The organism is Streptomyces rimosus subsp. rimosus, from assembly GCF_000720725.1.
GTDB lineage: Bacteria > Actinomycetota > Actinomycetes > Streptomycetales > Streptomycetaceae > Streptomyces > Streptomyces rimosus_A.
Window position 1 is genome coordinate 1 of the sequence record NZ_JOCQ01000016.1, and the last position, 12090, is coordinate 12090.

The following is a 12090-nucleotide window of genomic DNA, read 5'->3' on the forward strand; positions in this document are numbered from 1 at the left end:
CCCACCCCCACCCCCCCCCACGCAAGGAGAGTCACGCACCCATGTCAGGGCCCCGGACCGACGCACCACTGGACGCACCACTGGACCCACCGCTGATCGACGCCGAGGAGGACCTGACCCCGGCCCCGCCGGTCGCCGCGGCCCGCCGCCGGCTGCGCGCGCACCCGGCCCTGGTCCTGCTCGGTATCGTGCTCGCCTCGCTGAACATGCGGGCCGCGCTGGCCGGCGTCTCGCCGCTGGTGAGCGAGATCGGCTCGCACTACCACCTGGCCGCCACCGCGAGCAGCCTGGTGACGACGATCCCGCTCATCTTCATGGGCCTCGGCTCCATCGCCGCGCCGAAACTGGCCCGCCGCTGGGGCACCGAGACGGTGCTGTGCGGCGCGCTGGTGCTGCTGTGCGGCGGCATCCTGCTGCGCATCGCGCCGCCGGTCGTCGCCCTGTTCGTGGGCTGCGCGGTGGTCGGTACGTCCATCGCCCTGCTGAACGTCCTGATGCCCGGCCTGATCAAGCGGGACTTCCCGGAGAAGGCCGCGGGCATGACCGCCCTGTACTCGACGGCGATGATCCTCGGCGCCACCGTCTCGGCCGCCTCCGCCGTGCCGTTGGAGAACGCACTGGGCGGCTGGCAGGGGTCGCTGGCCTCGTGGGCGCTGCTGGCCGCGGTCGCCGCCGTCGTCTGGATCCCGCAGGCGGTGCTCGCCCGGCGCGGTACGCGGCACGGGCAGCCCGCCGCGACGCCCGCGCACGCGGCCGAGGACGGCCCGAAGCTGAGCCGTTCCCCGCTGGCCTGGCAGGTCACGCTCTTCATGGGCTCGCAGTCGCTGATCGCGTACGTGATGATCGCCTGGATGCCGACGATCTTCACCGACCACGGCATGAGCAAGGCCACGGCCGGGCTGGTCTTCGCCTTCAGCACGCTGGTGCAGATGGCCGGTTCGTTCGTGGTGCCGATGCTGGCCGGGCGGATGCGGCGGCAGCGGCTGCTGGCCGTCGCCGTCACCGTCCTGATGGCCTGCGGCATCGTCGGCCTCCTGGTCGCCCCGGTGGCCGGCGCCTGGGTCTGGGCGATTCTCCTGGGCATCGGCCAGGGCGGCGCGCTCGGCCTGGCGCTGACGATGATGGTGCTGCGCTCCGGCGACGCGCACACCGCCGCCCGCCTCTCGGGCATGGCACAGACCTGGGGCTACCTGCTCGCCGCCGCCGGACCGCTGGTCCTCGGCGCGGTACACCAGGCGACGCACGGCTGGACGGTACCGATCGTGCTGCTGCTGGCCGTCTGCGCGGGCCTGGTGCTGCTGGGCATGGGAGCGGGACGGGACCGGAGGATCGGGGCCTGACCCGTCCGTTCCCGAAGGCCCCGTGGACCGCTTGCCGTGCTCGCGTTCCACGGGGCCACTTCCATAGCGGTACGGCTGATACGGACTGGTACGGGCTGATACAGACTGGTACAGGCTTGACCTTCACGCCGACGTGAAGGTCGAGAGTGCGGCCATGAACAGTTCAGACAACCGAGGCAACCGTGCCGACCGAAGCGCCCGAAGCGCCCGTGTGAACCCTTTCAACCACCGCGTCATCGAAGAGTTCCGCTCCAACGGAGGCTGCGTGGGCGGCGAGTTCACAGGGCAGACGCTGCTCCTCCTGACCACCACCGGAGCGCGGTCCGGCCTGCCGCGTACCACTCCCGTTCTCTACCTGCCGGACGGTACGGACCGGCTCGCCGTCTTCGCCTCCAACGGGGGCTCGCCCGCCGCGCCGGCCTGGTACCGCAACCTGACCGCCCACCCCCTGGCGACGGTCGAGGTCGGCACCCGTACGTACCGGGCCCGTGCTGTCGAAGTCACAGGCGAGGACAGAGACCGGCTATGGGCCCTCCAGGTGACGGCCCACCCACAGTTCGCCGCCTTTCAGGAGCGCGCGGGGCGGCGCATCCCGGTCATGGCGCTCTCCCCGTGGGGCGCCCGCGCGTGATCTTCACGTCCGCAGCGCGGATTATGCTCCCTCCCGTAGGCGCGCGTCGGGAGGGAGCACGCACCGTGCGCATCGGGGAGCTGGCCCGCGCCACCGGCACGACGACCCGGGCCCTGCGCTACTACGAGGAGCAGGGCCTGCTGCGTCCCGGCCGGTCCGCGAACGGGTACCGGAGCTACGGCGACGGCGCGGTACGCGCCGTGGCGAACATCCGGCTGCTGCTGGCCTCCGGCCTCACCACCGACGACCTCCGCCTCATCGACGGCTGCCTGCGCGACGAGCTGATCGGGGACCACGCCTGCGCCGACCCCGCCCCCAAGATCGAGGTCTTCGAGCAGCGGCTCGCCCTGCTCCAGCAGCGCATCAACGACCTCAGCGCCGTACGCGACCGGCTCCTCGACCGAGTCAACGAGCTGCGCCGGCCGCCCGGCAGCAACGACCGTGAACGCTGCCCCACCGGCTCCGGACCGGAGCCAGCCATGCGCTGAGCGGCCGACACAGGCGCGGCCTCTGCCGGTCAACCGGTGATTTCGACGGCGCCCGCCGCGTACTGCCGTCTGCGGGGGCGGATGCTGCCTTACCGTGCCCCCATGAGCGATGTGCTGCACACCGGCCACGGCCCCCGCTCGCGGCTCACCCGCAGGGGCAAGCTCCTCCTGGCCGTCGGTCTCTGCGCCGTCCTGGCGCTCCTCGCGGTGCTGCTCACGCGCCTCCTGGGCGGCCCCGGCCACCCGCCCCTCACGATCCCGGAGGGCCGGCGCGCCACCCAGGTGTACGCGGCGGTCGACAAGGCGCTCGCCGTCGCGCCCGGCACCACGGAGAAGGCCGCGAAGACCGCCCGGCTGAAGCTGCCGGAGGCGGCGAAGGGCAATCCGGAGGGGTTTCTCTACCCCGCGACGTATCCGGTGGACGACGACACCACGCCGGCGTCGCTACTCTCGTTCATGACTAACACCGCCGCCGAGAAGCAGGCCGCCGACGGCATCCGTGCGTACGAAACGGTGATCATCGCCTCCGTCGTGCAGGCCGAGGCCGACCGGGCCGCCGACATGGGCAAGGTCGCCCGGGTCATCGAGAACCGGATCGACCGGGGCATGCCCCTCCAGATGGACTCGACCATCAACTACGCCCTCGGCCGCAGCTCCCTCAACACCAGCCACGCGGACACCAGACTGAACAGTCCGTACAACACGTACCGGCACAAGGGCCTTCCGCCGACCCCGATCGACAATCCCGGCCAGGACGCCCTCCGGGCCGCGGCCCGGCCACCCGCGGGCGACTGGCTGTACTTCGTGACGGTCGCCCCCGGCGACACCCGCTTCACCGCCGACTACGCGCAGCACCGCGCGAACGTACGGGAGTTCAACGAGCGGCAGAAGCGGTGACCGACAGCGGTCCTGACGCGGTGCCGGGGCCGTTGTCAGTGCTGCCCGGTATAACTCCTCGCATGGCACTGACGTGGAAGTTGGTCATCGACAGCACGAACGCGTCCGCCCTGGCGGACTTCTGGGCCGCGGCCCTGGAGTACGAGGTGGAGGACCCCACCGCTCTCATCGAACAACTGCTGGCCGCCGGCCATCTCAAGGAGGAAGCGGTCACCGAGCACCACGGCCGCAAGACCTTCCGCGGCTATGCCGCGATACGCCACCCCGAGGACCCGTACGACGAGACCAGCGGCGTCGGCCGCGGACGGCGCCTGCTCTTCCAGGACGTACCGGAGGGCAAGTCGTGCAAGAACCGCCTGCACATCGACGTCCACAGCGGCCCCGGCGGCCTGGAGGCGCTGGTGACCAGGCTGGAGAGCCTGGGAGCGACGCGCGTCCGGGAGGTGAACCAGGGACCTGCCGGGCACTGGTGGCTCATGCAGGACCCGGAGGGAAACGAGTTCTGCGCGGCGTAGGGCGTGCGGCGGTGGCCGCGTCCCGTGGACAGCTCGCTAGTCGGCGCTGTCCACAACGAAGTAACCCCGCCCGCTCACCACGCGCACAAGCCCCTCAGTGCGAAGACTGGCCACGGCACGGGTAGCCGTCGACTGGGACACGTCGAACTCGGCGGCAATCGCCACCGTGCCCGACAAGCGTTCCCCGGCCCGATAGGTACCGTCCTGAATCCGCCGCCGGATCTCGGCTGCGACTTGGGGCCAATGCGGTAGGGCTCTGTCGATCTTCACCTGGTCAGCGTGCGGCAGATTCACCCAACCTGCTATCGAGCTACCCACCTAGTCAGCAGCAGCGCCCGGCGCGCCACCCCACCCAACGAAAACGCTCGGCCGGAAACCCCGGCCGAGCGCCCGCGATCCACGCGCCGTCGCCCCTACTCCTCCCCCGCCACCGTCAACGACCGCAGCTTGCGGCCCGCGTACCAGGTGGCCAGGCCCGTCACGGCCACCAGGAGGACGACCGCCAGTGGCAGCCCCACCTCCGAGGTGATCGCGCCTTCCGCGCCGATCTTCTGGCCGATCGCGAGGGCCCACTGCTGCACGCTCAGGGTGCGCGCGCCCGGCACCAGGTTGCCGAACAGGGTCTCCCACACCAGGGCGTAGACCAGGCCGAAGACGACCGCGTGCCGGCTGACCGTCCCGAAGAACAGGAACAGGGCGCTGTACGCGACGGAGGCCACGGCGGCGGCCACCGCGTACGCCACCGCTATCTGTTGGCTGTTGCCGTTCAGGATGAACCCGGCGATCAGGACCGGTACCGCCGAGAACGCGGCCGTCACGCCGATCGCCACGACCAGTTTGGTGAAGATGACCGAGGACCGGCGCAGCGGTTTGGCCAGCAGGTAGACGACCGAGCCGTCGTCGATCTCGGGGCCGATCGCGCCCGTACCGGCGATGACGCCGATCAGCGGGACCATCGTGGCCAGCGCGAAGGTGCCCAGGACGCCGTTGGCGGTGGAGTCGTCGGCGCCGGCCAGGGCCCGTACGGCGACGGAGATGACGATCAGGAGGGCGGGCAGCGCGAACAGGATGAGCGCGCGGCGCCGGCCGAGCAGGGCCCGGTAGGTGAGCCGGGCGACGGTGGGGTTGAACACCGAGGGCACCGGCGAGGGGCCCGCAGCGGGCGCCGGGGACGGGTCCGGCCGGACCGATGAGGTCGCAGACATCGCTTCGAGGCTCCTTTCAGGCCGCTACGAGGTAGGAGAAGACCGATTCCAGGGACTCGTCGGAGGGCGAGACCGTCAGGAGGCGGATGCCGTGGTCGCGGGCGACCCGCGGCAGCAGGGCGGTGAAGCGCGGGAAATCGACGGCCTGGATGCGCAGCGCGCCCTCCTGGAGGTCGACCTCTATCCCGGCCGTGGACGGGTCGGCGATCAGGGCGGCGGCCAGCGCCCGGTCGTCGGTGGAGCGTACGAGGTAGCGGTGCGGCCGGTCCGTCATCAGGCGGCGGATCTTGCGGAAGTCGCCCGACGCCGCGTGGCGCCCGGCCACCACCACCTCGATGTGCGAGGCCAGCTGCTCGACCTCTTCGAGGATGTGGGAGGAGAACAGGACCGTGCGACCCTCGGCTCCCATCCGCCGCAAGAGGTCCATCAGCTGCATCCGCTGGCGCGGGTCCATGCCGTTGAACGGCTCGTCCAGCAGGAGCACGGACGGGTCGTGGACCAGCGCGGACGCCATCTTCACGCGCTGGCGCATGCCCTTGCTGTACGTGGAGATCCGGCGGTCCTGCGCGTACTCCATCTCGACGGTGGCCAGTGCCCGCCGCGCGGCGTCCTTGCCCAGGCCGTGCAGTTCGGCGTTGGCGACGACGAACTCGCGGCCGGTGAGGAAGTCGTACATGGCCTCACGCTCGGGCACGATGCCGATGTGGCGGTAGATGCTCTCGTTGCGCCAGACGGTGCGGCCGTCGAGGGTGACGGTCCCGCCGGACGGCGCGAGGAAGCCGCCCATCATGTTGATCAGCGTGGACTTGCCCGCGCCGTTGGGGCCGAGCAGGCCGGTGACGCCGGGGCCGATGGTCATGGTGATGTCGTTGACGGCAACGACGTTGCCGAACCAGCGGGAGACGTGGTCGATCTGGATGGTCGTCATGGGCGCGGCCCATTCTTTCGGGGGCTGGTGGCGGGCGTCGGGTGCGCCGTCCGGGGCGCGGGGCGGGCGGTCACAGGCCGGCCTTCCGGTAGCGGCGCATCAGCAGCGCGTACGAGCCGGCGACGGCGCACAGGGTGACCAGGAGCGCCACCAGGCCGGCGGCGGTGGACGGCTGGACCTCGTCGGGGAACGACGCGGTGCCGCCCAGGAAGGTCGCCTGCACGCTGTCGATGAGCGTGATGGGCGAGCACAGCGCGAGCCATCCGACGACGCCCTCCTGGCCCTGTACGGCGGCGATGCCCTGGACGGCGCTCACCGCGGCGTACGGGATGGTCAGCGCGGCGATGACGGCGGCGACGCCGAAGCCGCGGCGCGGGGTCAGCGCGGAGATCACCAGGCCGAGGCCGGCGAACAGCAGCGAGAGCAGCGCCACCGAGACCAGGCCCTGGCCCAGCCCCCTGGTCTGGTCGACGAAGTCCATCTTGGCGAGCAGCGCGCCCACGTACAGGATCAGCAGCGGGGCTGCGGTCAGGATGAACAGCGCGCTCGCCATCGCGGCGAACTTCGCCACCACGTAGTCGACGCGCTCGATGGGGCGCGAGAAGTACAGCGGCACCGTCCTGAAGCGCAGGTCGCGGGAGACGGACTGGGGTGCCTGGGCGGCCAGGTAGAGGCCGATGACCGCCTGGAGGTAGATCGCGTACCTGGTGTACGCCACCGGCAGGTCGTGCATCTTCGTGAAGACCGCGACCGCCACCATGATGCCCGCGGGCAGGCACATCACGGCGAACAGCAGCATCGGCAGGACCTTGGACTTGGCGGAGCGGCCCAGTCCGTAGGCGCCGCGCAGGCTCTGTGAGAACAGCGACCGGCGGGCGTAGGCGCGGCCGAGGCGGGGGCCGTCGAAGTGGCGGTAGCCGATGTCGTGGATGACGTCCGGCGCCGCTCCGGAGGGCGCGGGGGTCCTGGTCTCAGGCGGCATCGGGGGCGCCTCCGTCCTTGGGGGCTCGGTGGGCGGTCGTCGCGGGGGCCTTCGCCGAGGTGGCGGCCGTACGGGCCGGTACGTCCGGGGTGCGCGCGGGCTGAGCGGCCTGCGCACCGGCCGCGTCCTCGCTCTGGAAGACCTCGGATATGCGGTGCCGGCGCTGTTCCATCCGGACCAGGCCGAGCCCCAGGCCGGCGACGGTGTCGCGCAGCAGGTCGTACGTCTCCTCGCCGGTGGCCTCCACGTACAGCAGGTGGGCGGCGGAGGCCACGCCCTGCGAGCCGGGTGTCGCGGTGGTCACCGCGACACCGGCGCGGGTCAGGGCCGCGCGCAGCGCTTCCGTACCGTCCGGGTGCTCGTCGGTGTCCGTGACCTCGACGGCCAGGGAGGCGGTGAGCTGGGTGAAGTCGTCGGTGGCGGAGGAGCGCAGCAGCTTGCCGCCGTCGATGACGACGACGTGATCACAGGTGCGCTCCAGCTCGCCCAAAAGGTGCGAGGTGACCAGGACCGAGATGCCGAACTCCGTGTACACGCGGCGGATCAGGCCGAGCATCTCGTCGCGTCCGACCGGGTCGAGGCCGTTGGTCGGCTCGTCCAGGAACACCAGCTGCGGGTCGTGGACGAGCGCCTGGGCCAGCTTGACCCGCTGCTTCATGCCCGTCGAGTAGCCGCCGATGGGGCGGTAGCGCTCCTCGTAGAGGCCGACGTGCCGCAGCGTGTCGGCGGTGCGCTCACGCGCCGCGGTCGGCGGCAGGCCCGACATGCGCGCCATGTGGACGACGAACTCGGTGGCCGAGACGTCGGGCGGCAGGCAGTCGTGCTCCGGCATGTAGCCGACGCGCTCACGGATGGCGCCGCCTTCCGTGGCCACGTCGAGGCCGAGGACGGCCGCGGACCCCTCGCTGGCCGGGGCGAGCCCCAGCAGCAGCTTGATCAGGGTGGACTTGCCGGCACCGTTGGCACCCACCAGGCCGGTCACTCCGGGGCCGATGTCCACAGTGAGCCGGTCCAGCGCGGTCACCCTCGGGTACCGCTTGCTCAGGCTTTCGGTCACGATCACAGTCACGTCATCGACGGTAGTGGCGGGGACCACACCGGTCGTCAGACCTGGCGGCTGGATCAGCGTCCGACCACAGGTGTAGGGGCCCGTAGGGGAAGTCGTGCTTCGGTTCCCCTCCGTGCGGTGGCGCAACGGCGTACGCAGCCTGTCGCCGTGCGGTGGCGAGGTGGCGCGGGGCCCCGGCGCCGAGAGCCCCGCGGCGGGGTTTTCCGCAGGCTCGGCCGACCCCTTGACGCCGCCGCCGAGCATTGTCACATTCATCAGTGTCAAGTTACGGGTACGTACCGCGATGATCGGCTCACGGACGGAACGGACGGTTGGCGATGACCTCAGCGACAGGGGCCGTGACGGCCCGCGGGGGCGGCGGTGCACGCGGACTCACCGCCGAGCTGCGGGGCTTCAAAGAGGTGCAGCGGCTGGCGTACGCCTGTGCCGAGGCGGTCGCCGCGCAGCTCAGGCCGGGGGTGACGGAGCGGGAGGCGGCGCGGATGCAGCGCCGGTGGCTGCGCGAGCGCGGGGTGCGGGACTGGTTCCACCTCCCGTTCGCCTGGTTCGGCGACCGCACGGCGTTCACGAACTTCCGCATACCGCTCCAGTTCTTCCCCACCGACCGCCGCCTGGAGCCCGGGATGGCCTTCATCCTCGACATGGCACCGGTGCACCAGGGGTTCACGGCCGACATCGGCTATTCCGGCTGCCTGGGGCTCAACCCGGTCCACGACCGGCTGCTGGCCGACCTCGAAGCGCACCGCGAGCTGATCCTGCGCGAGGTCCGCGAGCGCCGCCCGCTGCGGGAGATCTACGAGGACGTCGAGCGGCTCATGGTCCGCCAGGGGTATGTGAACCGCCACCGCGCCTATCCCTTCGGCGTCATCGCCCACAAGGTCGACCGGGTGCGGCCCCGCCGCTGGTCGCCGACGCTCTTCGGGTTCGGCACGCAGTCGCTCAAGGGCCTGGCCTCCGACGCGCTGCACGGCCACCGTGACGGCTGGTCGCCGCTGTGGAGCCCGTACAAGTTCTCCGACCACCCGCCGCGGCCGGGCCTGTGGGCGGTCGAACCGCACCTCGGATTCCGGGGCACGGGCGCGAAGTTCGAGGAGATCCTCGTCGTGACGGACTCCGCGGACCCGGAGGAGAGTGCGTTCTGGCTGGACGACGATCTGCCGCACGTGCGGCGCTGGCAGGAGGAGGGGGCCGCATGAGCGGGCAGCAGGGGCAGACGGGCCTGGAAGGCGCACGGGAGCGCTGGGTGCGCACGGGCGGGGTGGAGCTGTGCGTCGCCGAGCTGGGCGACACCGCGCGCCCCACGGTGGTGCTGCTGCACGGCTACCCGGACAGCAAGGAGGTGTGGTCGCAGGTGGCCCGCGGCCTGGCCGACCGCTTCCACGTGGTGCTGTACGACATACGCGGCTGCGGCCGGTCCAGCGCGCCCAAGCCGCTGCGCGGCGGCTTCACCCTGGAGAAGCTGACCGACGACTTCCTGGCGGTCGTGGACGCGGTCAGCCCGGACCGGCCGGTCCATGTCGTCGGCCACGACTGGGGCTCGGTGCAGGCCTGGGAGTTCGCGACGGTCCGGCGCACGGAAGGCCGCATCGCCTCCTTCACCTCGATGTCCGGCCCGTCGCTGGACCACTTCGGCCACTGGATCAAGAAGCGCGCTTCCCGCCCCACCCCGCGCCGTGCCGCCCAGCTCCTCAACCAGGGCGCCAAGTCGTGGTACGTCTACATGCTGCACACCCCGGTCCTGCCGGAACTGGCCTGGAAGGGGCCGCTCGGCAAGCGCTGGCCCAAGATCCTGGAGCGGGTGGAGAAGGTGCCGCAGGGCGCCTACCCGACACCGTCCCTGCCCACGGACGCCGCACACGGCGCCTGGCTCTACCGCGACAACGTCCGGTCCCGGCTCCGCCGCCCGCGCGCCGACGCCTACGCCCACTGCCCGGTCCAGCTGATCACGCCCACCGGAGACGCCTTCCTGTCCCAGCGGCTCTACGACGACCTCGACCACTGGGCGCCCCGCCTGGTACGGCGCACCCTCCCGGCCAAGCACTGGGTACCGCGCACCCGCCCTGACCAACTGGTCGCCTGGATCAGCGAGTTCGTGACGTCGAAGGAGGAGGGCGACCCGGCCAAGGAGGTCGTCGCCTCCGGTCCGTACGCCGACCGGTTCGGCGGACAGCTGGTGCTGATCACCGGCGCGGCCAGCGGCATCGGCCGGGCCACCGCCTTCGCCTTCGCCGAGGCCGGAGCGCGCGTCATAGCCGTGGACCGGGACGCCGAGGGGGTGGCCCGTACGGCCGACCTGGCACGGCTGGTCGGCGCCCCGCAGGCCTGGGCCGAGACGGTGGACGTGTCGGACGAGGCCGCCATGGAGAAGCTGGCCGACAAGGTCGCCGCCGAGTACGGCACCGTCGACGTACTGATCAACAACGCCGGCATAGCCGTGTCCGGGCCCTTCCTCAGCACCACCACCGAGGACTGGAAGAAGGTCCTGGACGTCAACCTGTGGGGCGTCGTCCACGGCTGCCGCCTCTTCGGGAAACAGATGGCGGAGCGCGGCCAGGGCGGCCACATCGTCAACACGTCCTCGGGCGCGGCCTTCCAGCCGTCCCGCGTCCTGTCCGCCTACGGCGCCTCGAAGGCGGCGGTGCTCATGCTCAGCGAATGCCTGCGCGCCGAACTGGCCGGTCAGGGCATCGGCGTCACGGCCGTCTGCCCCGGCATCGTCAACACGAACATCACCTCGACGGCCCGCTTCACCGGCGTCTCCGCGGACGAGGAGAAGCGCCGCCAGGCCAAGGTGTCCCGGGTGTACGGACTGCGCAACTACCCGCCGGAGAAGGTCGCCGCGGCGATCCTGCGGGCCGTGGCGCGCAACGAGGCGGTGGTGCCCGTCACGCCCGAGTCCCGCGGCGCGTACCTGATGTCCCGCTTCGCGCCGCGCGCCCTGCGTGCCCTCGCCCGCGTCGAGCCGCCCATGTAGAGCCGCCCACGTGGAGCCGTCCGTGCAGAGCCGTCCGTGCAGAGCCCACCCGGCACGGTTCCGGTCGGCCGGGGTGCGCAAGCGGCGCGGCCCCGGCGCCCTCCCTCACGTCACACGTCAGGAGACCAGCGTGCATACGCCCCCCGAAGGCCCGGAGGAACACCGACACCACACGATCGCTCCCCGCCGCGTCTCGTTCGACTGGCGCGACACCCCGCTGCACTGGATACCGGACGAACCCACCGCCACCCACGTCATCAACGTGCTGCACCTGCTGCTGCCCGCGGGCGAGCGGTGGTTCGTCAAGGTCTTCAAGGAAGCCCTGCCGCTGGTCCGCGATCCCGCACTGCTCCAGGACGTCAAAGGCTTCATGGGCCAGGAGGCCACCCACAGCGTCCAGCACGCCTACGTCCTGGACCACCTCGCCCACCAGGGCCTGGGCACCGCTCCGTACACCAAGCACGTCGACTTCCTCTTCGAGTACCTCCTCGGCGAACGCCCCCCGTTCGCGGCCCCCATATCCACCCGGGAGTGGCTGCGCTTCCGGCTCTCCGTCATAGCCGCCATCGAGCAGTTCACGGCCGTCCTCGGCGACTGGGTGCTGCACGCCGACGGCCTGGACCGGGCCCGCCCCGACCCGGTCATGCTCGACCTGCTGCGCTGGCACGGCGCGGAGGAGGTCGAGCACCGCGCGGTGGCCTTTGACATGTACCAGCACACCGGCGGCGAGGGTCTGCCCCGCTACGCCCGCCGCACCCTGGGCATGGCCGTCACCGCTCCGGTGCTCCTGTACCTGTGGGCCTGGGGCGCGGCCTACCTCCTCCGGCACGACCCGCAGCCGGCCGGCCGCCTGCGCTACTCCCTGCGCGAGCACAACAAGGCCGTACGCAAACAGCTCCTGCCGACCTGGCGCGAGCTGGGCGCCGCCGTACCGCGCTACCTGAAGCGGTCGTACCATCCCTCGCAGGAAGGGTCGCTGCGCACGGCCGTCGCATATCTGGCGTCCTCACCGGCAGCCCGCGCCGCGGCGGGCGCGGTGGGCCGCGCGGCCATCTCGTAAG

The 12090-nt window shown here is 71.7% G+C and carries 13 protein-coding genes; 8 read left to right on the forward strand and 5 right to left on the reverse strand.

The window, feature by feature from the left end; genetic code table 11:
- Window positions 1-41 precede the first annotated feature (41 nt).
- From IH45_RS0111075 to IH45_RS0111095, 5 genes are all read left to right on the forward strand, one after another.
- Window positions 42-1340: a CynX/NimT family MFS transporter gene (locus tag IH45_RS0111075; protein WP_050514728.1), complete on the forward strand. Its 1299-nt coding sequence runs from the start codon at window positions 42-44 to the stop codon at window positions 1338-1340.
- A 211-nt stretch (window positions 1341-1551) separates the two neighbouring features.
- Window positions 1552-1971, forward strand: coding sequence for a nitroreductase/quinone reductase family protein (locus IH45_RS0111080; RefSeq protein ID WP_030665313.1), 420 nt, complete (start codon window positions 1552-1554; stop codon window positions 1969-1971).
- Window positions 1972-2036: 65 nt separating this feature from the next.
- On the forward strand, window positions 2037-2459 hold the full coding sequence (locus IH45_RS0111085; RefSeq protein WP_030665315.1) for a MerR family transcriptional regulator: 423 nt from the start codon (window positions 2037-2039) through the stop codon (window positions 2457-2459).
- A gap of 102 nt (window positions 2460-2561) precedes the next feature.
- Window positions 2562-3356, forward strand: a complete 795-nt coding sequence (mltG, locus tag IH45_RS0111090; protein ID WP_050514729.1) for an endolytic transglycosylase MltG — start codon at window positions 2562-2564, stop codon at window positions 3354-3356.
- A gap of 62 nt (window positions 3357-3418) precedes the next feature.
- The gene (locus IH45_RS0111095; protein ID WP_030665321.1) at window positions 3419-3871 is read left to right on the forward strand and encodes a VOC family protein; all 453 of its coding nucleotides are present in this window, start codon (window positions 3419-3421) and stop codon (window positions 3869-3871) included.
- A gap of 36 nt (window positions 3872-3907) precedes the next feature.
- Here the strand turns inward: IH45_RS0111095 and IH45_RS0111100 are convergent, their stop codons facing one another.
- From IH45_RS0111100 to IH45_RS0111120, 5 genes are all read right to left on the reverse strand, one after another.
- On the reverse strand, window positions 3908-4141 hold the full coding sequence (locus IH45_RS0111100; RefSeq protein ID WP_030665324.1) for a winged helix-turn-helix domain-containing protein: 234 nt from the start codon (window positions 4139-4141) through the stop codon (window positions 3908-3910).
- Window positions 4142-4284: 143 nt separating this feature from the next.
- The gene (locus tag IH45_RS0111105) at window positions 4285-5004 is read right to left on the reverse strand and encodes an ABC transporter permease subunit (protein WP_030665327.1); all 720 of its coding nucleotides are present in this window, start codon (window positions 5002-5004) and stop codon (window positions 4285-4287) included.
- An 88-nt stretch (window positions 5005-5092) separates the two neighbouring features.
- Entirely contained in the window at window positions 5093-6004 is a 912-nt protein-coding gene (locus IH45_RS0111110; protein ID WP_030665330.1) for an ABC transporter ATP-binding protein, read from the reverse strand.
- 70 nt (window positions 6005-6074) lie between these two features.
- Window positions 6075-6986: an ABC transporter permease subunit gene (locus IH45_RS0111115; protein ID WP_030665334.1), complete on the reverse strand. Its 912-nt coding sequence runs from the start codon at window positions 6984-6986 to the stop codon at window positions 6075-6077.
- Window positions 6976-8082, reverse strand: a complete 1107-nt coding sequence (locus IH45_RS0111120; protein ID WP_078897448.1) for an ABC transporter ATP-binding protein — start codon at window positions 8080-8082, stop codon at window positions 6976-6978. The genes IH45_RS0111115 and IH45_RS0111120 overlap by 11 nt, the downstream gene beginning before the upstream one ends.
- 290 nt (window positions 8083-8372) lie before the next feature.
- Between IH45_RS0111120 and IH45_RS0111125 the strand changes: the two genes are divergently transcribed.
- From IH45_RS0111125 to IH45_RS0111135, 3 genes are all read left to right on the forward strand, one after another.
- Window positions 8373-9251 carry a M24 family metallopeptidase gene (locus IH45_RS0111125; protein WP_030665341.1) on the forward strand — a complete coding sequence of 293 codons (879 nt, stop codon included), beginning with the start codon at window positions 8373-8375 and terminating at the stop codon, window positions 9249-9251.
- Window positions 9248-11029: an SDR family oxidoreductase gene (locus IH45_RS0111130; RefSeq protein ID WP_030665344.1), complete on the forward strand. Its 1782-nt coding sequence runs from the start codon at window positions 9248-9250 to the stop codon at window positions 11027-11029. Before IH45_RS0111125 ends, IH45_RS0111130 begins: the two co-directional genes overlap by 4 nt.
- Window positions 11030-11159: 130 nt before the next feature.
- The gene (locus IH45_RS0111135) at window positions 11160-12089 is read left to right on the forward strand and encodes a metal-dependent hydrolase (RefSeq protein WP_030665347.1); all 930 of its coding nucleotides are present in this window, start codon (window positions 11160-11162) and stop codon (window positions 12087-12089) included.
- The last annotated feature ends 1 nt before the right edge of the window (window position 12090 follow it).

Bases quoted from the DNA above. Each gene is read 5' to 3' on its own strand.
- IH45_RS0111125 (WP_030665341.1), top strand. From the start codon at position 8,373: ATGACCTCAGCGACAGGGGCCGTGACGGCCCGCGGGGGCGGCGGTGCA.
- IH45_RS0111115 (WP_030665334.1), bottom strand. From the start codon at position 6,986: ATGCCGCCTGAGACCAGGACCCCCGCGCCCTCCGGAGCGGCGCCGGAC.
- IH45_RS0111095 (WP_030665321.1), top strand. From the start codon at position 3,419: ATGGCACTGACGTGGAAGTTGGTCATCGACAGCACGAACGCGTCCGCC.
- mltG (WP_050514729.1), top strand. From the start codon at position 2,562: ATGAGCGATGTGCTGCACACCGGCCACGGCCCCCGCTCGCGGCTCACC.
- IH45_RS0111075 (WP_050514728.1), top strand. From the start codon at position 42: ATGTCAGGGCCCCGGACCGACGCACCACTGGACGCACCACTGGACCCA.
- IH45_RS0111130 (WP_030665344.1), top strand. From the start codon at position 9,248: ATGAGCGGGCAGCAGGGGCAGACGGGCCTGGAAGGCGCACGGGAGCGC.
- IH45_RS0111110 (WP_030665330.1), bottom strand. From the start codon at position 6,004: ATGACGACCATCCAGATCGACCACGTCTCCCGCTGGTTCGGCAACGTC.